At 59.6% G+C, this 20,444-nt stretch carries 21 protein-coding genes; 17 read left to right on the top strand and 4 right to left on the bottom strand.

Annotation, left to right across the window (positions count from 1 at the left end):
- Nucleotides 1-9: 9 nt before the first annotated feature.
- The 14 genes from R6G97_RS02125 (at nt 10) to glmS (ending at nt 13,257) form a co-directional block, all read left to right on the top strand.
- Nucleotides 10-801, top strand: coding sequence for a ParA family protein (locus tag R6G97_RS02125; RefSeq protein ID WP_043214197.1), 792 nt, complete (start codon nt 10-12; stop codon nt 799-801).
- Between the two features lie 9 nt (nt 802-810).
- On the top strand, nt 811-1,683 hold the full coding sequence (locus R6G97_RS02120; protein WP_043214196.1) for a ParB/RepB/Spo0J family partition protein: 873 nt from the start codon (nt 811-813) through the stop codon (nt 1,681-1,683).
- 149 nt (nt 1,684-1,832) lie between these two features.
- Nucleotides 1,833-2,240, top strand: coding sequence for a F0F1 ATP synthase subunit I (locus R6G97_RS02115; protein WP_043214193.1), 408 nt, complete (start codon nt 1,833-1,835; stop codon nt 2,238-2,240).
- Nucleotides 2,241-2,256: 16 nt separating this feature from the next.
- The gene (atpB, locus tag R6G97_RS02110) at nt 2,257-3,126 is read left to right on the top strand and encodes a F0F1 ATP synthase subunit A (protein ID WP_023383137.1); all 870 of its coding nucleotides are present in this window, start codon (nt 2,257-2,259) and stop codon (nt 3,124-3,126) included.
- Between the two features lie 145 nt (nt 3,127-3,271).
- Nucleotides 3,272-3,529 carry a F0F1 ATP synthase subunit C gene (atpE, locus tag R6G97_RS02105; RefSeq protein ID WP_003097235.1) on the top strand — a complete coding sequence of 86 codons (258 nt, stop codon included), beginning with the start codon at nt 3,272-3,274 and terminating at the stop codon, nt 3,527-3,529.
- A 57-nt stretch (nt 3,530-3,586) separates the two neighbouring features.
- Nucleotides 3,587-4,057, top strand: a complete 471-nt coding sequence (locus R6G97_RS02100; protein ID WP_023383136.1) for a F0F1 ATP synthase subunit B — start codon at nt 3,587-3,589, stop codon at nt 4,055-4,057.
- Nucleotides 4,058-4,069: 12 nt separating this feature from the next.
- On the top strand, nt 4,070-4,606 hold the full coding sequence (locus R6G97_RS02095) for a F0F1 ATP synthase subunit delta (protein ID WP_043214190.1): 537 nt from the start codon (nt 4,070-4,072) through the stop codon (nt 4,604-4,606).
- 21 nt (nt 4,607-4,627) lie between these two features.
- Nucleotides 4,628-6,172, top strand: coding sequence for a F0F1 ATP synthase subunit alpha (atpA, locus tag R6G97_RS02090; RefSeq protein ID WP_043214188.1), 1,545 nt, complete (start codon nt 4,628-4,630; stop codon nt 6,170-6,172).
- A gap of 48 nt (nt 6,173-6,220) precedes the next feature.
- Nucleotides 6,221-7,081 carry a F0F1 ATP synthase subunit gamma gene (gene atpG / locus R6G97_RS02085; RefSeq protein WP_023383133.1) on the top strand — a complete coding sequence of 287 codons (861 nt, stop codon included), beginning with the start codon at nt 6,221-6,223 and terminating at the stop codon, nt 7,079-7,081.
- 27 nt (nt 7,082-7,108) lie between these two features.
- Nucleotides 7,109-8,485, top strand: coding sequence for a F0F1 ATP synthase subunit beta (atpD, locus tag R6G97_RS02080; protein ID WP_023383132.1), 1,377 nt, complete (start codon nt 7,109-7,111; stop codon nt 8,483-8,485).
- A 44-nt stretch (nt 8,486-8,529) separates the two neighbouring features.
- Nucleotides 8,530-8,955: a F0F1 ATP synthase subunit epsilon gene (locus tag R6G97_RS02075; RefSeq protein ID WP_043214185.1), complete on the top strand. Its 426-nt coding sequence runs from the start codon at nt 8,530-8,532 to the stop codon at nt 8,953-8,955.
- A gap of 112 nt (nt 8,956-9,067) precedes the next feature.
- Entirely contained in the window at nt 9,068-10,435 is a 1,368-nt protein-coding gene (gene glmU / locus R6G97_RS02070; protein WP_317847740.1) for a bifunctional UDP-N-acetylglucosamine diphosphorylase/glucosamine-1-phosphate N-acetyltransferase GlmU, read from the top strand.
- A 207-nt stretch (nt 10,436-10,642) separates the two neighbouring features.
- Nucleotides 10,643-11,419, top strand: a complete 777-nt coding sequence (locus R6G97_RS02065) for a DeoR/GlpR family DNA-binding transcription regulator (RefSeq protein WP_317847739.1) — start codon at nt 10,643-10,645, stop codon at nt 11,417-11,419.
- 2 nt (nt 11,420-11,421) lie between these two features.
- A complete protein-coding gene (glmS, locus tag R6G97_RS02060) occupies nt 11,422-13,257 on the top strand; it encodes a glutamine--fructose-6-phosphate transaminase (isomerizing) (RefSeq protein WP_317847738.1) in 1,836 nt (611 codons plus the stop codon).
- Nucleotides 13,258-13,474: 217 nt separating this feature from the next.
- On the opposite strand, the gene R6G97_RS02055 is transcribed toward glmS, so the two are convergent.
- The 3 genes from R6G97_RS02055 to cynR all read right to left on the bottom strand — a co-directional run bounded on the left by R6G97_RS02055 (nt 13,475) and on the right by cynR (nt 16,308).
- Nucleotides 13,475-14,179: an SDR family oxidoreductase gene (locus tag R6G97_RS02055; RefSeq protein WP_317847737.1), complete on the bottom strand. Its 705-nt coding sequence runs from the start codon at nt 14,177-14,179 to the stop codon at nt 13,475-13,477.
- 104 nt (nt 14,180-14,283) lie between these two features.
- Nucleotides 14,284-15,171, bottom strand: coding sequence for a LysR substrate-binding domain-containing protein (locus tag R6G97_RS02050; RefSeq protein WP_102081168.1), 888 nt, complete (start codon nt 15,169-15,171; stop codon nt 14,284-14,286).
- 240 nt (nt 15,172-15,411) lie between these two features.
- Nucleotides 15,412-16,308, bottom strand: a complete 897-nt coding sequence (gene cynR / locus R6G97_RS02045) for a transcriptional regulator CynR (protein ID WP_043210014.1) — start codon at nt 16,306-16,308, stop codon at nt 15,412-15,414.
- A gap of 111 nt (nt 16,309-16,419) precedes the next feature.
- Here cynR and R6G97_RS02040 point away from each other — a divergent pair, with 111 nt between their 5' ends.
- The 3 genes from R6G97_RS02040 (at nt 16,420) to R6G97_RS02030 (ending at nt 18,872) form a co-directional block, all read left to right on the top strand.
- Nucleotides 16,420-17,079: a carbonic anhydrase gene (locus R6G97_RS02040; RefSeq protein WP_043210011.1), complete on the top strand. Its 660-nt coding sequence runs from the start codon at nt 16,420-16,422 to the stop codon at nt 17,077-17,079.
- A gap of 32 nt (nt 17,080-17,111) precedes the next feature.
- On the top strand, nt 17,112-17,582 hold the full coding sequence (cynS, locus tag R6G97_RS02035) for a cyanase (protein WP_043210009.1): 471 nt from the start codon (nt 17,112-17,114) through the stop codon (nt 17,580-17,582).
- Nucleotides 17,583-17,648: 66 nt separating this feature from the next.
- Nucleotides 17,649-18,872 carry an amidohydrolase family protein gene (locus R6G97_RS02030; protein WP_182816802.1) on the top strand — a complete coding sequence of 408 codons (1,224 nt, stop codon included), beginning with the start codon at nt 17,649-17,651 and terminating at the stop codon, nt 18,870-18,872.
- Between the two features lie 73 nt (nt 18,873-18,945).
- Here R6G97_RS02030 and lpdA read toward each other — a convergent pair whose 3' ends face one another.
- Nucleotides 18,946-20,346, bottom strand: a complete 1,401-nt coding sequence (lpdA, locus tag R6G97_RS02025) for a dihydrolipoyl dehydrogenase (protein ID WP_043210005.1) — start codon at nt 20,344-20,346, stop codon at nt 18,946-18,948.
- Between the last annotated feature and the right edge of the window lie 98 nt (nt 20,347-20,444).

Genomic DNA, 20,444 nt, shown 5'->3' with positions numbered 1-20,444 from the left:
CACGCAACAATGGCTAAGGTATTCGCAATCGCGAACCAGAAAGGTGGTGTGGGCAAGACCACCACCTGTATCAATCTCGCCGCATCGCTGGCCGCGACCAAACGTCGCGTGCTGCTGATCGACCTCGATCCACAGGGCAACGCCACCATGGGTAGTGGTGTGGACAAGCACGTCCTGGAGCATTCGGTCTATGACCTGCTGATCGGGGAATGCGACTTGGCCCAGGCCATGCACTACTCCGAGCATGGCGGCTTCCAGCTGCTGCCGGCCAACCGCGACCTCACGGCCGCTGAAGTGGTGCTGCTGGAAATGCAGATGAAGGAGAGCCGCCTGCGCAACGCGTTGGCGCCGATCCGCGAGAATTACGATTTCATCCTCATCGACTGCCCACCCTCACTGTCGATGCTGACCCTCAATGCCCTAGTCGCCTCCGATGGCGTGATCATTCCGATGCAGTGCGAGTACTACGCGCTCGAAGGTCTCAGCGACCTTGTGGATAACATCAAGCGCATCGCCGCCCGCCTGAACCCGGAGCTGAAGATCGAAGGTCTGCTGCGGACCATGTATGACCCGCGCCTGAGCCTGAACAACGATGTGTCGGCCCAGCTCAAGGAGCACTTCGGAGACCAGTTGTACGACACGGTCATTCCTCGCAACATTCGCCTGGCCGAGGCGCCGAGTTTCGGCATGCCGGCCCTGGCCTACGACAAGCAATCGCGTGGCGCACTGGCCTACCTGGCACTGGCCGGGGAACTGGTGCGCCGTCAACGCCGTCAATCACGCACTGCACAGACAACTTAAGGAATCCGCATGGCCGTTAAGAAACGGGGTCTCGGACGTGGGTTGGATGCACTGCTCAGTGGTCCTTCCGTCGGCGCGCTCGAAGAGCAGGCTGTGAAGGTGGACCAGAAGGAACTGCAACACCTGCCGGTCGAACTGATCCAGCGTGGCAAGTATCAGCCACGCCGCGACATGGACCCCGAAGCGCTCGAAGAACTGGCGCACTCGATTCGCAACCAGGGCGTGATGCAACCGATCGTGGTCCGCCCGATCGGTGAGAACCGCTACGAAATCATCGCCGGTGAGCGCCGCTGGCGCGCCACCCAGCAGGCTGGCCTGGACACCATTCCGGCCATGGTCCGCGAAGTGCCGGACGACGCCGCCATCGCGATGGCCCTGATCGAGAACATCCAGCGTGAGGATCTCAATCCGCTGGAAGAAGCCCTGGCGCTTCAGCGTCTGCAGCAGGAATTTGAGCTGACCCAGCAACAGGTCGCTGATGCCGTGGGCAAGTCACGGGTTACCGTGGCCAACCTGCTGCGCCTGATCTCACTGCCCGAAGCGATCAAGACCATGCTGGCCCACGGCGACTTGGAGATGGGCCATGCCCGTGCATTGCTTGGGCTGGAAGAAAATCGCCAGGAAGAGGGGGCGCGGCATGTTGTCGCACGTGGCCTTACCGTGCGCCAGACCGAGGCATTGGTGCGTCAATGGCTCAATGGCAAATCTGATCCGGTCGAGCCGAGCAAACCTGATCCGGATATCGCGCGCCTTGAACAGCGTCTGGCAGAGCGCCTGGGCTCGGCGGTTCAGATACGTCATGGCAACAAGGGCAAAGGCCAACTTGTAATTCGTTACAACTCTCTTGATGAGTTGCAAGGCGTACTGGCTCACATTCGCTGAAACACTTCCTGTTGTAGCGCGCAGTCGGAAATCACTACCGAATAGTTGAATAGGGGTTAAACCACCCCTATACTCTGCGCGCATTTTGTCGGCACAAATTATGCCAAGTCATTGCTGACTTGACGGTCGACTTTCGAGGAGCAGTTGTGATGGAAATCCGCACGCCAAACCGCTTGCCTTTCCATCGCTGGGCGGTTTTTCCGGTACTGCTGGCTCAATGTATCGTGTTTCTGCTGGCAACTCTGGTGTTGTGGCAGTGGCAAGGAGCGGTCAGCGGTTATTCAGGTCTCTGCGGAGGGCTGATTGGCTGGCTGCCCAATGTGTATTTCGCCTGGAAGGCTTTTCGCTATAGCGGGGCCAGGGCAGCGCAGGCCATCGTCAAGTCGTTTTACGCAGGCGAGGCAGGCAAATTGATTTTGACGGCAGTGCTTTTTGCACTGACCTTCGCAGGAGTGAAGCCATTGGCGCCGTTAGCAGTATTCGGCGTCTTCCTGCTGACCCTACTGGTCAGCTGGTTCGCGCCCCTGCTGATGAATAAAAGACTTTCGAGACCTTAGGGCGTTTGAGGCAACCATGGCAGCAGAAACCGCTTCGGGCTATATCCAGCACCACTTGCAGAACCTGACCTACGGTCAACTACCAGACGGCAGCTGGGGCTTCGCCCATTCGGCTGCAGAAGCCAAGGCAATGGGCTTCTGGGCGTTCCACCTGGACACCCTGGGTTGGTCCGTCGCGCTGGGTCTGATCTTCCTGTTCATCTTCCGCATGGCAGCCAAGAAGGCGACTTCCGGCCAGCCTGGCGGTCTGCAGAACTTCGTCGAAGTGCTGGTGGACTTCGTCAACGGCAGCGTGAAGGATTCCTTCCATGGCCGTAGCCCGGTGATCGCCCCACTGGCGCTGACCATCTTCGTCTGGGTGTTCCTGATGAACGCCATCGACCTGGTACCGGTCGACTGGATTCCGCAGCTGGCCATCCTGATCTCTGGCGACCCGCACATTCCGTTCCGTGCCGTGTCGACCACCGACCCGAACGCGACCCTGGCCATGGCCTTCTGCGTGTTCGCCCTCATCATTTTCTACAGCATCAAGGTCAAGGGCCTGGGCGGCTTCATCGGTGAGCTGACCCTGCACCCGTTCGGCAGCAAGAACATCTTCGTTCAGATCCTGCTGATCCCTGTGAACTTCCTGCTGGAATTCGTCACCTTGATCGCCAAACCGATCTCGCTGGCACTGCGTCTGTTCGGCAACATGTACGCCGGCGAACTGGTGTTCATCCTGATCGCCGTGATGTTCGGCGCCGGCATCCTCTGGCTCAGCGGCCTGGGTGTGGTGCTGCAGTGGGCGTGGGCTGTGTTCCACATCCTGATCATCACCCTGCAAGCCTTCATCTTCATGATGCTCACCATCGTCTACCTGTCGATGGCTCACGAAGATAACCATTAAGACCGCCTGGCGTGTCTGATAGCCTTCCCTGCCTGTTTGGGGGGAAGGCTGAAAACGTCCGCAAGGGCACCGCTGTACCAAACGATTTGTTTTACCGCTTCAAACTAAAAACCTAACCAATACGACGTAAAAGTCGGGAGGAAAGATGGAAACTGTAGTTGGTCTGACCGCTATCGCTGTTGCTCTGCTGATCGGCCTGGGTGCTCTGGGTACCGCCATTGGTTTCGGCCTGCTGGGCGGCAAATTCCTGGAAGGCGCTGCTCGTCAGCCTGAGATGGTTCCGATGCTGCAGGTCAAAATGTTCATCGTTGCCGGTCTGCTCGACGCCGTAACCATGATCGGTGTTGGTATCGCTCTGTTCTTCACCTTCGCGAACCCCTTCGTTGGTCAGATCGCCGGCTAATCACTCGTTTCTACGAGTTGATTGGTGTGATGGACAAAGACCGAGCGAGGTGTTGGCGTGAACATTAATGCAACCCTGATTGGCCAATCCGTTGCTTTCCTGATTTTTGTGCTCTTCTGCATGAAGTACGTATGGCCTCCGGTCATCACTGCTCTGCAAGAGCGCCAGAAGAAGATTGCCGACGGCTTGGACGCTGCCAACCGCGCAGCTCGCGACCTGGAGCTGGCCCAAGAGAAAGCGGGTCAGCAACTGCGTGAAGCAAAGGCACAGGCAGCCGAAATCATTGAGCAAAGCAAGAAACGCGCTGCTCAGCTTGTCGAGGAAGCCCGTGAACAGGCTCGCGTCGAAGCTGACCGTGTGAAGGCTCAGGCTCAAGCCGAGATCGAACAGGAACTCAACAGCGTCAAAGACGCCCTGCGTGCCCAAGTGGGTGCCCTGGCCGTTGGCGGTGCTGAAAAGATCCTTGGCGCCACAATCGATCAAAACGCGCATGCGGAGCTGGTTAACAAACTGGCCGCTGAAATTTAAGCGAGGGCGATCATGGCAGAACTGACCACGTTGGCCCGACCTTACGCTAAGGCTGCCTTTGAGCACGCCCAGGCCCATCAGCAACTGGCCAATTGGTCAGCCATGCTCGGCCTGGCTGCTGCGGTGTCGGAAGACGACACCATGCAGCGCCTGCTCAAGGCCCCGCGACTGACAAGCGCAGAAAAGGCCGCCGCATTCATTGAAGTGTGCGGTGACAAGTTCGATGCACAGGCACAGAATTTCATTCATGTTGCCGCGGAAAACGACCGTCTCCTGCTCCTGCCGGAGATTGCCGCTCTTTTCGACCTGTACAAGGCCGAGCAAGAGAAATCCGTGGACGTGGAAGTCACCAGTGCTTTTGCGTTGAACCAAGAACAGCAAGACAAACTCGCCAAGGTTCTCAGTGCACGGCTCAGCCGGGAAGTGCGCCTGCACGCGTCGGAGGATGCCAGCCTGATCGGCGGCGTCGTCATCCGCGCCGGCGACCTGGTAATCGATGGCTCGGTTCGCGGCAAGATCGCGAAACTGGCCGAAGCATTGAAATCTTGAGTTTGAAGGGGCAGCAGAGCAATGCAGCAACTCAATCCTTCCGAAATTAGTGAAATCATCAAGGGTCGCATCGAGAAGCTCGATGTCGGCTCCCAAGCCCGTAACGAAGGTACCGTCGTAAGCGTTTCCGACGGTATCGTGCGGATCCACGGTCTGGCCGACGTTATGTACGGCGAAATGATCGAGTTCCCGGGCGGCGTATACGGTATGGCACTGAACCTGGAGCAAGACTCCGTAGGTGCGGTGGTACTGGGTGCGTACACCTCCCTCGCCGAGGGCATGAGCGCCAAGTGCACCGGTCGCATCCTCGAAGTGCCGGTCGGCAAGGGCCTGCTGGGCCGCGTCGTTGACGCGCTGGGCAACCCTATCGATGGTAAAGGTCCTCTGACCACCACCGAAACCGACGCGGTCGAGAAGGTCGCTCCGGGCGTTATCTGGCGTAAATCGGTAGACCAGCCTGTACAGACTGGCTACAAATCGGTCGACGCCATGATCCCGGTTGGCCGTGGCCAGCGCGAGCTGATCATTGGTGACCGTCAGATCGGTAAGACCGCTATGGCGGTCGATGCGATCATCAACCAGAAAAACAGCGGTATCTTCTGCGTTTACGTGGCCGTCGGCCAGAAGCAGTCGACCATCGCCAACGTCGTTCGCAAGCTGGAAGAAGCCGGCGCCCTGGCCAACACCATCGTTGTTGCCGCCAGCGCCTCGGAATCCGCCGCACTGCAGTTCCTGGCCCCGTACGCCGGCTGCACCATGGGCGAATACTTCCGTGACCGCGGTGAAGACGCACTGATCGTTTACGATGACCTGTCCAAGCAGGCCGTTGCCTACCGTCAGATCTCCCTGCTGCTGCGCCGTCCGCCAGGACGTGAAGCGTACCCAGGCGACGTGTTCTATCTCCACTCCCGTCTGCTGGAGCGTGCATCTCGCGTTTCCGAAGAGTACGTCGAGAAGTTCACCAACGGTGCCGTGACTGGCAAGACCGGTTCCCTGACCGCTCTGCCGATCATCGAAACCCAGGCTGGCGACGTTTCCGCGTTCGTTCCGACCAACGTGATCTCGATCACCGACGGTCAGATCTTCCTGGAATCGGCCATGTTCAACTCGGGCATCCGCCCTGCAGTTAACGCCGGTGTTTCGGTATCCCGTGTTGGTGGTGCCGCCCAGACCAAGATCATCAAGAAGCTGTCCGGTGGTATCCGTACCGCTCTGGCTCAGTACCGTGAACTGGCTGCATTCGCCCAGTTCGCTTCTGACCTGGACGAGGCTACCCGCAAGCAGCTGGAGCATGGTCAGCGCGTTACCGAGCTGATGAAGCAGAAGCAGTACGCTCCGATGTCCATCGCGGACATGGCGCTGTCGCTGTACGCCGCTGAGCGTGGCTTCCTGACCGACGTAGAAGTCTCCAAGGTCGGTAGCTTCGAGCAAGCACTGATCGCCTACTTCAACCGTGATCACGCCGAACTGATGGCCAAGATCAACGTGAAGGGTGACTTCAACGACGAAATCGACGCTGGCATCAAAGCCGGTATCGAGAAGTTCAAGGCCACCCAGACCTGGTAAGCCGCAGTGGGGGCTCCGGCCCCCGCTTGCTAACCTGATAGGTGATACATGGCAGGCGCAAAAGAGATTCGCAGTAAGATTGCGAGCATCAAAAGCACGCAAAAAATTACCAGCGCCATGGAGAAAGTGGCGGTCAGCAAGATGCGCAAGGCACAACTGCGCATGGCTGCTAGCCGTCCTTACGCGGAGCGTATCCGCCAGGTGATCGGTCATCTGGCCAACGCCAACCCGGAATACCGCCACCCGTTCATGATCGAGCGCCCTGTAAAGCGCGCCGGTTATATCGTGGTGAGCAGTGACCGTGGTCTGTGCGGTGGCTTGAACACCAACCTGTTCAAGGCCCTGGTCAAGGACATGAACGAGAACCGCGAACAGGGCGTTGAAATCGACCTGTGCGTGATCGGCAGCAAGGGTGCGACTTTCTTCCGCATCTTTGGCGGCAACGTAGTAGCCGCGATCAGCCACCTGGGCGAAGAGCCATCGATCAACGATCTGATCGGCTCCGTCAAAGTGATGCTGGACGCCTACCTGGACGGCCGTATCGATCGCCTCTCGGTGGTTTCGAACAAGTTCATCAACACCATGACCCAAAAACCGACGGTCGAGCAATTGGTACCGTTGGTGGCAACCCCGGATCAGGATCTCAAGCATCACTGGGACTACCTGTACGAACCCGACGCAAAAGAGCTGCTGGACGGCTTGATGGTGCGTTACGTGGAGTCGCAGGTGTACCAGGCGGTGGTCGAGAACAACGCTGCTGAACAAGCGGCCCGGATGATCGCCATGAAGAACGCCACAGACAACGCCGGTGATTTGATCAGCGAACTCCAGCTGATCTACAACAAGGCGCGTCAGGCTGCGATCACCCAGGAGATCTCGGAAATCGTCGGCGGCGCTGCCGCGGTTTAACGGTTCAAATATTCAGAGGATCCAGCTATGAGTAGCGGACGTATCGTTCAAATCATCGGCGCCGTCATCGACGTGGAATTCCCACGTGACGTCGTGCCGAGTGTTTACAACGCGCTGAAAGTACAAGGCGCGGAAACCACCCTCGAAGTTCAGCAGCAGCTGGGCGACGGCGTGGTTCGTACCATTGCGATGGGCTCCACCGAAGGCCTGAAGCGCGGTCTGGATGTCGTCGACACCGGTGCTGCCATCTCTGTTCCAGTCGGTAAGGCCACCCTGGGCCGTATCATGGACGTTCTGGGCAACCCGATCGACGAAGCTGGCCCGATCGGCGAGGAAGAGCGCCGTGGTATCCACCAGAAGGCACCTTCGTTCGCTGACCAGGCAGGCGGCAACGACCTGCTGGAAACCGGCATCAAGGTAATCGACCTGGTCTGCCCGTTCGCCAAGGGTGGTAAGGTGGGTCTGTTCGGTGGTGCCGGTGTCGGCAAGACCGTCAACATGATGGAACTGATCCGTAACATCGCCATCGAGCACAGCGGTTACTCCGTGTTCGCCGGTGTGGGTGAGCGTACTCGTGAGGGTAACGACTTCTACCACGAGATGAAGGACTCCAACGTTCTCGACAAAGTAGCACTGGTCTACGGTCAGATGAACGAGCCACCAGGAAACCGTCTGCGCGTAGCGCTGACCGGTCTGACCATGGCTGAGAAGTTCCGTGACGAAGGTAACGACGTTCTGCTGTTCGTCGACAACATCTATCGTTACACCCTGGCCGGTACCGAAGTATCCGCACTGCTGGGCCGTATGCCTTCGGCAGTAGGTTACCAGCCGACCCTGGCCGAAGAGATGGGCGTTCTGCAAGAACGTATCACTTCGACCAAAGAAGGTTCGATCACCTCGATCCAGGCCGTATACGTACCTGCGGACGACCTGACCGACCCGTCGCCAGCCACCACCTTCGCCCACTTGGACGCCACCGTCGTTCTGTCCCGTGACATCGCCTCTCTGGGTATCTACCCAGCGGTCGACCCACTGGACTCGACTTCGCGCCAGCTGGACCCGAACGTGATCGGCAACGAGCACTACGAAACTGCCCGTCAGGTTCAGTATGTTCTGCAGCGCTACAAAGAGCTGAAGGACATCATCGCGATCCTGGGTATGGACGAACTGTCCGAAGCCGACAAGCAACTGGTTGCCCGCGCTCGTAAGATCCAGCGCTTCCTGTCGCAGCCGTTCTTCGTGGCCGAAGTCTTCACCGGTTCGCCAGGCAAGTACGTTTCCCTGAAAGACACCATCGCTGGCTTCAGCGGCATCCTCAAAGGTGACTACGACCACCTGCCAGAACAAGCGTTCTACATGGTCGGCAGCATCGACGAAGCGATCGAGAAAGCCAAGAAACTGTAATCCCGGCGCCCCGAAAGGGGCGCTAATCAGGTTGAGGCAAGCAGATGGCTATGACAGTCCATTGCGATATCGTCAGCGCGGAAGGAGAAATCTTCTCCGGTCTGGTCGAGATGGTGGTTGCGCACGGCAACCTGGGCGATCTGGGTATCGCTCCAGGCCACGCGCCGCTGATCACCAATCTGAAACCAGGTCCGATCACGCTGACCAAGCAGGGTGGCGATCGCGAGGTGTTCTACATCTCCGGTGGTTTCCTGGAAGTGCAGCCGAACATGGTCAAGGTACTCGCCGATACCGTGCAACGTGCCGCCGACCTGGACGAAGCCTCCGCTCAGGATGCCGTCAAGGCTGCTGAGAAGGCCCTGCATGAGAAAGGCGCGGATTTCGACTACAGTGCCGCATCCGCACGTCTGGCCGAGGCCGCAGCTCAGCTGCGTACCGTCCAGCAGATCCGCAAGAAGTTCGGCGGCTGATACCGCAGGCTTCATGCAGATTGAGAAAAAGGGTAGCCATCGGCTACCCTTTTTCTTTTTGTCCTTCATATACCGGTCATGTCACTGACCGCCCAGGATTGGTAGCCAGTCAATGTCTCTCGATATCGTTATTCTCGCCGCAGGCCAAGGCACCCGCATGCGTTCGGCGCTGCCCAAGGTTCTGCATCCGGTTGCTGGCAACTCCATGCTGGGCCATGTTATCCACAGCGCCCGACAGCTCAAGCCCACGGGCATTCACGTGGTTATTGGCCATGGCGCGGAGTTGGTGCGTGAGCGTCTGGCCGCCGACGACCTGAACTTCGTGATGCAGGACAAACAGCTGGGTACCGGCCACGCTGTTGCCCAGGCTCTGCCAGCGATCACTGCTGACACCGTACTGGTGCTTTATGGCGATGTGCCGTTGATCGAGGTCGAAACCCTGCAGCGCCTGCTGGCCAAGGTCAGCGCCAACCAGCTGGGCCTGCTGACCGTCGATCTGGAGGACCCGACTGGTTATGGCCGCATCGTTCGTGATGCCCAAGGCCAGGTGATGGCCATCGTGGAGCACAAGGATGCCAGCGATGCGCAGAAAACGATCAAGGAAGGTAACACCGGCATCCTGGCCATGCCGGCGGCACGCCTGGCCGACTGGATGAGCCGTTTGTCCAACAACAACGCTCAAGGCGAGTACTACCTCACCGATGTGATCGCGATGGCCGTGGCTGATGGCTTGGTGGTGGCCACCGAGCAGCCTCATGACCCGATGGAAGTGCAAGGCGCCAACGACCGGCGTCAGCTGTCGGAGCTCGAGCGTCATTATCAGTTGCGCGAAGGCCGTCGTTTGATGGCCCAGGGCGTGACCCTGCGTGACCCGTCGCGCTTCGATGTGCGAGGCGAGGTGACCGTCGGTCGCGATGTGCTGATCGACATCAACGTGATCCTCGAAGGCAAGGTGGTCATCGAAGACGAAGTGCAGATCGGCCCCAACTGCGTGATCAAGGACAGCACCCTGCGCAAGGGCGCGATCATCAAGGCCAACAGTCATATCGAGGGGGCCGTGATGGGTGAGGGCAGCGATGCCGGTCCCTTCGCTCGCCTGCGTCCGGGCAGTGTGCTGGACGCCAAGGCCCATGTGGGTAACTTTGTCGAGCTCAAGAACGCCCACCTGGGTGAAGGCGCCAAGGCCGGTCACCTGACTTATTTGGGCGATGCGCAGATCGGAGCGCGTACCAATATCGGCGCAGGCACCATCACCTGCAACTACGATGGCGCCAACAAGTTCAAGACGGTAATGGGCGAGGATGTGTTCATCGGTTCCAACAACTCTCTGGTAGCCCCGGTGGAAATTCAGTCCGGCGCAACCACCGCAGCCGGCTCGACCATTACCCAGACGGTCGAAACCAAGCAGTTGGCCGTGGCCCGTGCCCGCCAGCGCAATATCGATGGCTGGAAGCGTCCTGAGAAAATCAAGAAGAGTTGATTTATCCACAGTCAGTTATGCACAGGCCGGCTTATGTGAATAAGCCGGCTTTTTTTCTATCTGTGGAAAACCAATCGCAACCTACAAGGCGCTCCCGACTGAGCGGCGTAACTGAGCCGACAAAATGCGGCAGGCAGTGCTTGACGAATGATTGTCCTTAGGTTTTGATTGCAACCATTATCTTTCGAAACGAAACTTAAGCCGCCAATGTCGAAACGAAATACCCCTCAGCGTCGCCACAACATTCTGGCTTTGCTCAACGAACAGGGCGAAGTGAGCGTGGACGCGTTGGCCAAGCGTTTCGAAACCTCCGAAGTCACCATTCGCAAGGACTTAGCAGCGCTGGAATCCAATGGCCTTCTGCTGCGCCGCTATGGCGGTGCCATCCCTGTGCCACAGGAAATGCTCGTCGAGACCGTACAGCCTGTATCGAGCTACAAGCAGGCGATTGCCAAGGCGGCTGTAGCACGGATTCGTGAACACGCGCGCATCATCATCGATAGCGGCAGCACGACCGCCGCCATGATCCCGCAGTTGGGGCGCCAGCCCGGCCTGGTGGTGATGACCAACTCCCTGAACGTGGCCCGCGCCATCAGCGAACTGGAGCACGAACCGGTGTTGCTGATGACCGGCGGTACCTGGGATCCCCATTCCGAGTCCTTTCAAGGCCAGGTCGCCGAGCAGGTCCTGCGTTCCTACGATTTTGACCAGCTGTTCATCGGTGCCGATGGCATCGACCTCGCCCGTGGCACGACGACCTTCAATGAACTGCTGGGCCTGAGCCGGGTCATGGCGGAGGTCGCCCGGGAAGTGATCGTGATGGTCGAGTCGGACAAGGTCGGGCGCAAGATCCCCAACCTCGAGCTGCCCTGGGGCAGCGTCAACACCCTTATTACAGATGATCGCCTGCCGCTGGAGGCACGCGAACAGATTCAAGCCCGCGGCATCAATCTGATCTGCGCCGCGATCAGCCAGGAGCAATAACCATGTGTGGAATCGTCGGTGCCGTAGCCGAGCGTAATATCACTGCCATCCTCATCGAAGGCCTCAAGCGCCTGGAGTACCGCGGGTACGACAGCGCCGGCCTGGCGGTTCTGACTGCCCAAGGCGTTCTCGAGCGCCGCCGTCGCATCGGCAAGGTCAGTGAGCTGGAAGCCGCTGTTGCCGCCGACCCCTTGGCAGGCCAGCTGGGCATCGCCCACACCCGTTGGGCTACCCACGGTGCGCCGACCGAACACAACGCCCACCCGCACTTCTCCGGCGATGATGTGGCGGTCGTTCACAATGGCATCATCGAGAACCATGAAGCCCTGCGTGAAGAACTTAAGGGCCTGGGCTATGTCTTCGCCTCGGAAACCGATACAGAAGTCATCGTGCACCTGATTCACCACATCCTGAAATCCGTCCCCGACATTACCGACGCCCTCAAGGCCGCCGTCCAACGCCTGCACGGTGCCTACGGCCTGGCGCTGATCAGCAAGCATCAGCCAGATCGCTTGGTCGCCGCCCGCAGTGGCAGCCCGCTGGTCATTGGCCTGGGCCTGGGTGAAAACTTCCTGGCCTCCGACCAACTGGCGCTGCGCCAGGTCACTGACCGCTTCATGTACCTGGAAGAAGGCGACATCGCCGAGATCCGCCGCGACCAGGTGAGCATCTGGGACCAGGCCGGCCACAAGGTCCAGCGTGAGACCGTGCAGTACCACGAAGGGGCCGAAGCCGCGGACAAAGGCGCCTACCGCCACTTCATGCTCAAGGAGATCCACGAGCAGCCGAGCGTCGTCCAGCGCACGCTGGAAGGTCGCCTGGGCAAGGACCACGTCATGGTCCAGGCCTTCGGCCCGCAAGCCGCCGAGCTGTTCGCCAAGGTGCGCAATGTCCAGATCGTCGCCTGCGGTACCAGCTACCACGCCGGCATGGTCGCCCGTTACTGGCTCGAAGAGCTGGCCGGCATCCCGTGCCAGGTCGAAGTCGCCAGCGAGTTCCGCTACCGCAAGGTAGTGGTGCAGCCGGACACCTTGTTCGTCTCCATCTCCCAGTCCGGTGAAACCGCCGATACCTTGGCCGCCCTGCGTAACGCCAAGGAGCTGGGCTTCCTCGGCAGCCTGGCGATCTGCAACGTGGGCATCAGCTCGCTGGTGCGCGAGTCGGACCTGACCCTGCTGACCCTGGCCGGCCCGGAAATCGGCGTGGCGTCCACCAAGGCCTTCACTACCCAGCTGGTGTCGTTGATGCTGCTGACCCTGGCCCTGGGCCAAGTGCGCGGCACCTTGCCGGCAGGCCTCGAGGCCGAGCTGGTGGAAGAGCTGCGCCGCCTGCCCACGCGCCTGGGTGAAGCACTGGCGATGGACAGCATCGTCGAAAAGACCGCCGAGCTGTTCGCCGACAAGCACCACACCCTGTTCCTGGGCCGTGGCGCCCAGTACCCCGTGGCCATGGAAGGAGCGCTCAAGCTCAAGGAGATCTCTTACATCCACGCTGAGTCCTACCCGGCCGGTGAACTCAAGCACGGCCCATTGGCTCTGGTAGACAACGACATGCCGGTGGTGACCGTCGCACCGAACAACGAGCTGCTGGAAAAGCTCAAGTCCAACCTGCAGGAAGTCCGCGCCCGCGGCGGACAGTTGGTCGTATTCGCCGACGAGAATGCCGGCATGAGCAACGGCGAAGGCACCCACGTGATCAAAGTGCCCCACGTCATCGATGCGCTGGCGCCGATCGTCTACACCATCCCGCTGCAGTTGCTGTCGTACTACGTGGCGGTGCTCAAAGGCACTGACGTCGACCAGCCGCGTAACCTGGCCAAGTCGGTGACGGTGGAGTAAGACTTGCCATGTGTTTCTCAGCGTCTGACTGTATGGAATAAGTTCTACACAATGCATAAGCCCCCGTATCTACGGGGGCTTTCCGTTTCTGGGCCAAACCGTTGGCTCGGAATTCAAGATAAACGAGCAGCCGTTACACAGCCGCGCTGCGCTCACGAAGATCCACATTCAAGGTGCGAAGGAAAAGGGGCGGGTAATGCACGCGACCCTGAGGCAATCAAACGCTGCGGGTAACCCCGCCGTCGACCTTGATGTTCTGGCCGGTAATGTAGGCGGCCCCTTCGCTCGCAAGGAAGGCGATAGTGGCGGCGATTTCCTCGCTGGTGCCATAGCGCTTGAGCGGCACACCTTCACGGCGCTCTTCCGTTGCAGGGAGGCTGTCGATCCAACCAGGCAGCACATTGTTGATACGAATGTTGTCGGCAGCATACTTGTCAGCAAAGATTTTACTAAACGACGCCAAGCCGGCACGGAATACTGCCGAAGTAGGGAAGAGTTCGCTCGGTTCGAACGCCCAGGCAGTAGAAATATTGATGATCGCACCGCCGTTCTGACGCTGCATGTACGGTGTCACCAGGCGCGTAGGACGAATCACATTGAGCAGGTATGTTTCCATACCCTTATGCCAGTCCTCGTCGCTGATCTCGAGGATCGGCGCACGGGGGCCGTGGCCGGCGCTGTTTACCAATACGTCAATACGACCCCATTTTTGAATGACGGCGTCGACCAGGCGTTGCAGGTCTTCGTTCGACTGGTTACTGCCGGTTACCCCAATACCGCCCAGTTCCTGCGCCAGCGCTTCCCCTTTGCCCGAGGACGACAGGATACCGACCTTGAAGCCATCGCCAGCCAGTCGACGTGCTGCTGCTGCTCCCATGCCGCTGCCGCCAGCAGTGACGATTGCTACTTTTTCTACTGACATACATCCTCCTGAGTGAGGCGTGGATGGGTTGTTGGTGAATTGAGACTAGCACCGCCCAGCACTCAGCAGAGAGACATCAACGCTTCTTCGATGCAGTAGATTTTTTATAGTCTGGCTTGCTCCATGAGCCATTCCCGCACCGTTTCAAGGGCCGCCGGCTGATGGGCGTTTCGTGGCCAGACCAAGTAGTAGGCTTTCTCCAAACTCATCTGATGAGTCGTCGCCAGCGCTAATCTGCCTGCTTCTATATCGGCTTTGACAAAGTAGTAGCTAGCCAAGGCCAACCCTTGTCCTGCTGCTGCTGCCTCGATAGCTAATACCGTCTGATTGAACCGTATATTTCTGAAGGGCAGGGGCAAGGAACTTTGGAAGGCCTGTTCAATGAACGCTGGCCAAAAATTGTGTGCGTCATGCAGCAGTGTGTATTCCTGGAGTTTCTCTACGCGCTCTGGACTACCGAGTTTTTCAATTAATGCCGGACTACCTACCGCAACGATACGTTCAGGCAAGAGAAGTTTGGCATTGAGCATGTTCTCGAAAGGCGTTCGCCCGTAACGGACAGCGAGGTCCGCTCCATCAGGTCGGAATTGCGAAATTCGGTCAGTGGCCAATACCTGCAAATTGATCTGAGGGTGCACAGCTGAGAACGAAGACAGTCTCGGTATCAGCCACTTCGCTGCAAACGTAGGCGTGACACTCACCGTCAGATCCAGATCATCTGGTTTGAGCGCCTCAGTGGCTGTGCTGATCAAGGCGAAGGCCTCACGAATGGCAATGCTGTAGGTCCTACCCGGATCCGTCATACGCAAGCCCCGGGGCAGTCGCTCGAACAGCTTCAACTCGAGCATCGCCTCAAGCCCTCGAATTTGCTGCGCCACAGCAGCCTGCGTCACTCCCAACTCCTCGGCGGCCAGCCGGAAGTTCAAATGGCGGGTAACCACCTCGAAGACCCTGAGCGCGTTAAGAGGCGGCAAGGAGGAATGTCTGTTCATGATAATTTTTCTACTGACACTCAAGTGATCTCCTGTCTTGCGGGGAACGCGTCATTCCAGTGTCAGAGGCTACGTCTAAGCCGTACGGAAAGGAACCTGTCACCAAGCAGCAGGGCCTTGATGCATCAGCCGTCTTCGCCCCATGGGACCGATGCTACCGACCCTTTGGCGACTGAATCATGTTCCCGCATGTGTGGGGCGACGATGTACCGAGCAGCCAGCTCGCGAAGGGTCGCTTCTCTAGCCCGGGCGCTTCTCCAAGTGGCCAGCGACCTCGGTGGCCACTTCAATGAACGCACGTGCCGCCGCGCTCTGATACGCGCCCTTGCGCTGCATGAGCACTGCGGTGCGCTGGAGTCGCAGCGGGTCCAGCTCGATGGCGACCAGCTCGTCGTGGGCGAGGGCGATGGTCGCGGGCAGCAGGGTGGACAGCGTGGTTCGGCGCACCACTTCGATGACCGCGCTGATGGCATTGGCCTCCATTTGCACACGCGGGCGGATGTCATGCTGGCGGCAGTATCGGTCGATCTGCTCGCGGGTGGCGAACTCGCTGCTGAGCAGGATCAGCGATTCGGCGTTCAAGGCTTCTGGTCCAATGGCGTGTTGCCCGGCCAGCGGATGCTTTGCGCCGACCACCAAGGCGAGGGTTTCGACCAGCAGCGGATAGGCGTCGATGTCTTGGGCGTGCACTTCTTCGAACGCGATTCCGACGTCCAGCTCATCGGATAGCAGGAGTTCTTCCATGTACTCCTGGGCGATTTCACGCACGTTCAAGGTGATGTTCGGATAGCGGCCGTGGAATGCCTCGACGAGCGGGCCTACCAGATAGGTGGTGAAGGTCGGGGTGACGGCCACTCGCAGCGAGCCTCGGCTCAAGTCGCCCACGTCATGAATGGCGCGCTTGCCCTCCTGCAATTCCTGATGCGCCCGTTGCGCATAACGCAGATAGACCTCCCCGGCATCGGTCAGCCGCGTCGTGCGGCCTGAGCGATCGAACAACTGCGCACCAAGGCTTTCCTCCAATTGCCGGACCTGCTGGGACAGGGCCGGCTGGGAGACGTGCAGGGCTGTCGCGGCCCGCGTGAAGCTCTGGTGTTGCGCGACGGCCAAGAAGTACTGGATATGCCGTGCCAGCATGGGTCGTTCTCATAAGAATATCTGATGCAGTGCATCATAAATGAGACTTTTACCTTATGAAATGGGCTGCGTAACCTTTGCCTCATCGCATCGCGACCTGAGGAGTCAGCCATGAAAGACATCATCGACGGTTTCCTGAAATTCCAGCGAGACGCCTTCCCCGAGCGCGTGGGCCTGTTCAAGAACCTGGCGACCCAGCAAAGCCCGCGGGCGTTGTTCATCTCTTGCTCGGACAGCCGGCTGGTACCGGAGCTGGTTACCCAGCGCGAGCCAGGTGATCTGTTCGTCATCCGCAACGCCGGCAACATCGTGCCTTCTTATGGCCCTGAGCCGGGTGGTGTGTCGGCTTCGGTGGAATATGCCGTCGCCGCGTTGCAGGTATCGGACATCGTGATCTGCGGCCACTCCGATTGTGGCGCCATGACGGCCATCGCTACCTGCAAATGCCTGGACCACATGCCTGCCGTGGCCGGTTGGCTGCGCTATGCCGACTCCGCCCGGGTGGTGAACGAGGCGCGTAACCACAAGGACCCGCAGGCGAAGGTCGAGGCCATGGTGCGCGAGAACGTGATTGCCCAGTTGGCCAACATCCAGACGCACCCATCCGTACGCCTGGCCCTCGAGGAGGGCCGTGTCGCGCTGCATGGCTGGATCTACGACATCGAGAGCGGCTGCATCGACGCCTTCGATGGCCGTACCGGCCAGTTCGTGCCCCTGGCCAGCAACCCTAATGTCCGTGCTGTCGCCCATCAGCTTCAGCGCGCTGTGTGAACCCCTTTCATCCCCCAAACGGAGATATCACCATGATCCAGTCCCAAGTCAGCCAGAATGCCCGCGTAGCCCTGACCGAAGTCATCCTGTTGTCCAAGGCTCGCAAGGATCTGTCCTTCGCTCAGATCACTGACGGTACCGGCCTGTCCGAAGCGTTCGTCACCGCCGCGCTGCTGGGTCAGCACCCACTGCCTGCGGAAGCTGCACAGGTTGTCGGTGACAAGCTGGGCCTCGACGCTGATGCCGTGGCGCTGCTGCAGACCATCCCGCTGCGTGGCAGCATCGAAAACCGTGTCCCCACTGACCCGACCATCTATCGCTTCTACGAGATGCTGCAGGTGTACGGCACCACCCTGAAGGCACTGGTCCATGAGAAGTTCGGCGACGGCATCATCAGCGCCATCAACTTCAAGCTGGACGTGAAGAAGGTCGACGATCCAGAAGGTGGCTCCCGCGCGGTGATCACCCTGGACGGCAAGTACCTGCCGACCAAGCCTTTCTGATTCGGTCACAGGTCAATGACCCGGCTGCCGCAGGGTGGCCGGGCCTTTGAACGAGGAATGACACGCATGGATTTGATCTTTCGAAATGTACGCATCGACGACAGTCTGCCACTGACGGATGTGGCGGTGCTGGACGGCAAGATCGTCCAGATTGCACCGACCATTGCCGTCCAGGCGACGCAGGAAGTGCAGGGCAACGGCAATGTGCTGATTCCTGGGTTCGTCGAAGGGCACCTGCACCTTGAAAAAGCCAACGTGATGCATCGCAAGGCCAATCGCTCTGGCACCTTGCAGGAAGCGATCGCTGTCACCGCCGAGCTCAAGCCTACCCTGACTCGCGAAGATATTCTGGAGCGTTCGACCCAGGTACTGCGTGCATTGGTGCAGGCGGGCAGCACCCATGTGCGTGCGCATGCCGAATTCGACCCTTCACAAGGTTTCACGGGGTTGGATGTGGTGCTGGAACTGCGCGAGCGATTCCGTGACGTCATTGATATCCAGGTGGTCGCCTTCCCCCAGGAAGGGATCTTGAAGCTGCCTGGGATGAAGGAAATGATGGTCCAGGCCATGGAGAAGGGGGCCGATGTCGTCGGGGGAATTCCGTATAACGATGTTTCGCCGCTGGAGCACATCGACTTCGTGTTCGAGCTGGCCAAGCAGTACGACAAAGATATCGACTTGCACCAGGACTTCGCCGATGACGCCGAGAACATGACCATCGAGTACCTCGCGCGAAAGACCATCGAGCAGGGGTATCAAGGTCGTGTCTGCGTAGGACACCTGACCAGCCTGGGAGCGGTTCCCCCGGATAGACAGGCTGCGATTATCGATCTGCTGCGTCAGGCGGGTATCAGTGTCATGTGCCTGCCAGCGACCGACCTGCACCTGGGCGCCCGCGGTGACAGTCATAATGTGCGTCGCGCTCTGACGCCGGTAAGGGCATTGCGCGACGCAGGCGTGAATGTCTGCCTGGCGACCAACAACATCCGCAATGCATTCACGCCTTATGGTACGGGTGATCTGTTGAACATCGCACAGCTTGCCCTTTCGGCCTGCCATCTGGGGGGCGCGGATGATCAGGCGACCGTGCTTGCGATGCTCACCACAAGCCCAGCCAAAGCGCTGGGATTGAAGAACCACGGCCTGGCGGTGGGGAATGATGCCGACCTGGTACTGATCGACACGCAGTCGGTCCGTGATGTGATTCTCGATCTGCCGGCGCGCCTGATGGTGCTCAAGCGCGGCCAGGTCGTCGCGACCTCTGAGTACCGCCGTTCTGTCGCTTTTTGAGCATCCTAGAAGAAGGGGCGAACCGTAATGTTCGCCCCGTGCTCGGTTTTTTCTCGATGCGCTGTGCGTGTCGTCAGATCTGCATCGCCATGCCATCGACATTCATCGCTGCCTGACGCAAGGCCTCGGAGCGGGTCGGGTGCGGGTGGCAGGTGAGGGCGATGTCTTCAGCCGAGGCCGAGAACTCCATGGCTACGCAGAACTCGCCGATCATTTCGCTCACGCTTGGACCGACCAGATGCACGCCGAGCACTTCATCGGTATTGGCGTCGGCGATGACCTTGGCGAAGCCTTCGGTCTCGTGGTTGATCTTGGCGCGGCTGTTGGCGGTGAAGGGGAACTTGCCCACCTTGTAGGCGCGGCCTTCGGCCTTGAGCTGCTCTTCGGTCTTGCCGACGCTGGCCAGCTCCGGACGGGTGTAGATGACACCTGGGATCAGGTTGTAGTTGACCTCATGGGCCTTGCCGGCGATACGCTCGATGCACGACACCGCTTCGTCTTCGGCCTTGTGCGCGAGCATCGGGCCGGAGGTGACATCGCCGATCACCCAGATGCCGGGTACCGAGGAGCGATGGTGATCGTTGGCCAGCATGCCGCGCTTGTCGGTGACAAGGCCTGCACTTTCCAGGTTCAAGCCCTGGGTGTATGGACGACGGCCGATGGCCACCAGCACGTAGTCGGCTTGCAGGGTTTCGGCTGCGCCGCCAGCGGCGGGTTCGAGGGTCAGGCTGACGCTGTCGGCGGATGGCGTGGCCTGGGTCACCTTGCTGCCGAGCTTGAAGGTCATGCCTTGTTTGGCCAAGGCCTTCTGCAGGGTCTTGGCGGTCTCTTCGTCGGTGCCAGGGCAGATGCGGTCGAGGTACTCGATGACCGTCACCTCGGCGCCCAGTCGACGCCAGACCGAGCCCAGCTCCAGGCCGATCACGCCTGCGCCGATCACCACCAGATGCTTGGGTACCTGGGGCAAGGACAAGGCGCCGGTGGAGTCGATGATGCGTTTATTGTCGATGGTCACGCCTGGCAGCGGAGTCGGCTCGGAGCCCGTGGCGATGACGATGTCCTTGGCTTGCAGGGTGGTTTCGCTGCCGTCCTCGGCCTTCACGATCACCTTGCCCACGCCGTCAAGACGGCCCCAGCCTTTGACCCAGTCGACCTTGTTCTTGCGGAACAGGTACTCGATGCCCTTGGTCAGGCCGGTCACGCTTTCGTCCTTCTGCTTCATCATCTGGGCCAGGTTCAGCGTTGGCTTGACCTCGATACCCAGATGGGCGAATTCCTCGCCGCTGGCGGCCTCGTAGAGCTCCGAGGCGTGAAGCAAGGCTTTCGATGGCATGCAGCCAACGTTAAGGCAGGTACCGCCGAGGGTCGAGCGGCCTTCTACGCAGGCGACGCTCATGCCCAGCTGGCCGGCGCGGATCGCTGCGTTGTAGCCGCCGGGGCCACCGCCGATGATCACCACATCATAGGATTTCATGGGTTTTACTCCAGGAGTGAAGAAGCGCAGAGGGCCACAAGATTAGTCTGCGAAATCAGGGTTGTATACAATCTTGAGAGCAATTCGTACTGAATAGC

This window comes from Pseudomonas sp. HTZ2, from assembly GCF_033173945.1.
Classification (GTDB): Bacteria; Pseudomonadota; Gammaproteobacteria; order Pseudomonadales; family Pseudomonadaceae; genus Aquipseudomonas; species Aquipseudomonas guariconensis.
Note: the sequence above shows the minus strand (reverse complement) of the source record. Positions and strands in the feature narration are given on the sequence as shown.

What these genes read in the sequence shown, in the direction of transcription:
- R6G97_RS02125 (WP_043214197.1), top strand. Translation starts at nt 10, where the DNA reads ATGGCTAAGGTATTCGCAATCGCGAACCAGAAAGGTGGTGTGGGCAAG.
- R6G97_RS02120 (WP_043214196.1), top strand. Translation starts at nt 811, where the DNA reads ATGGCCGTTAAGAAACGGGGTCTCGGACGTGGGTTGGATGCACTGCTC.
- R6G97_RS02115 (WP_043214193.1), top strand. Translation starts at nt 1,833, where the DNA reads ATGGAAATCCGCACGCCAAACCGCTTGCCTTTCCATCGCTGGGCGGTT.
- atpB (WP_023383137.1), top strand. Translation starts at nt 2,257, where the DNA reads ATGGCAGCAGAAACCGCTTCGGGCTATATCCAGCACCACTTGCAGAAC.
- atpE (WP_003097235.1), top strand. Translation starts at nt 3,272, where the DNA reads ATGGAAACTGTAGTTGGTCTGACCGCTATCGCTGTTGCTCTGCTGATC.
- R6G97_RS02095 (WP_043214190.1), top strand. Translation starts at nt 4,070, where the DNA reads ATGGCAGAACTGACCACGTTGGCCCGACCTTACGCTAAGGCTGCCTTT.
- atpA (WP_043214188.1), top strand. Translation starts at nt 4,628, where the DNA reads ATGCAGCAACTCAATCCTTCCGAAATTAGTGAAATCATCAAGGGTCGC.
- atpG (WP_023383133.1), top strand. Translation starts at nt 6,221, where the DNA reads ATGGCAGGCGCAAAAGAGATTCGCAGTAAGATTGCGAGCATCAAAAGC.
- atpD (WP_023383132.1), top strand. Translation starts at nt 7,109, where the DNA reads ATGAGTAGCGGACGTATCGTTCAAATCATCGGCGCCGTCATCGACGTG.
- R6G97_RS02075 (WP_043214185.1), top strand. Translation starts at nt 8,530, where the DNA reads ATGGCTATGACAGTCCATTGCGATATCGTCAGCGCGGAAGGAGAAATC.
- glmU (WP_317847740.1), top strand. Translation starts at nt 9,068, where the DNA reads ATGTCTCTCGATATCGTTATTCTCGCCGCAGGCCAAGGCACCCGCATG.
- R6G97_RS02065 (WP_317847739.1), top strand. Translation starts at nt 10,643, where the DNA reads ATGTCGAAACGAAATACCCCTCAGCGTCGCCACAACATTCTGGCTTTG.
- glmS (WP_317847738.1), top strand. Translation starts at nt 11,422, where the DNA reads ATGTGTGGAATCGTCGGTGCCGTAGCCGAGCGTAATATCACTGCCATC.
- R6G97_RS02055 (WP_317847737.1), bottom strand. Translation starts at nt 14,179, where the DNA reads ATGTCAGTAGAAAAAGTAGCAATCGTCACTGCTGGCGGCAGCGGCATG.
- R6G97_RS02050 (WP_102081168.1), bottom strand. Translation starts at nt 15,171, where the DNA reads ATGAACAGACATTCCTCCTTGCCGCCTCTTAACGCGCTCAGGGTCTTC.
- cynR (WP_043210014.1), bottom strand. Translation starts at nt 16,308, where the DNA reads ATGCTGGCACGGCATATCCAGTACTTCTTGGCCGTCGCGCAACACCAG.
- R6G97_RS02040 (WP_043210011.1), top strand. Translation starts at nt 16,420, where the DNA reads ATGAAAGACATCATCGACGGTTTCCTGAAATTCCAGCGAGACGCCTTC.
- cynS (WP_043210009.1), top strand. Translation starts at nt 17,112, where the DNA reads ATGATCCAGTCCCAAGTCAGCCAGAATGCCCGCGTAGCCCTGACCGAA.
- R6G97_RS02030 (WP_182816802.1), top strand. Translation starts at nt 17,649, where the DNA reads ATGGATTTGATCTTTCGAAATGTACGCATCGACGACAGTCTGCCACTG.
- lpdA (WP_043210005.1), bottom strand. Translation starts at nt 20,346, where the DNA reads ATGAAATCCTATGATGTGGTGATCATCGGCGGTGGCCCCGGCGGCTAC.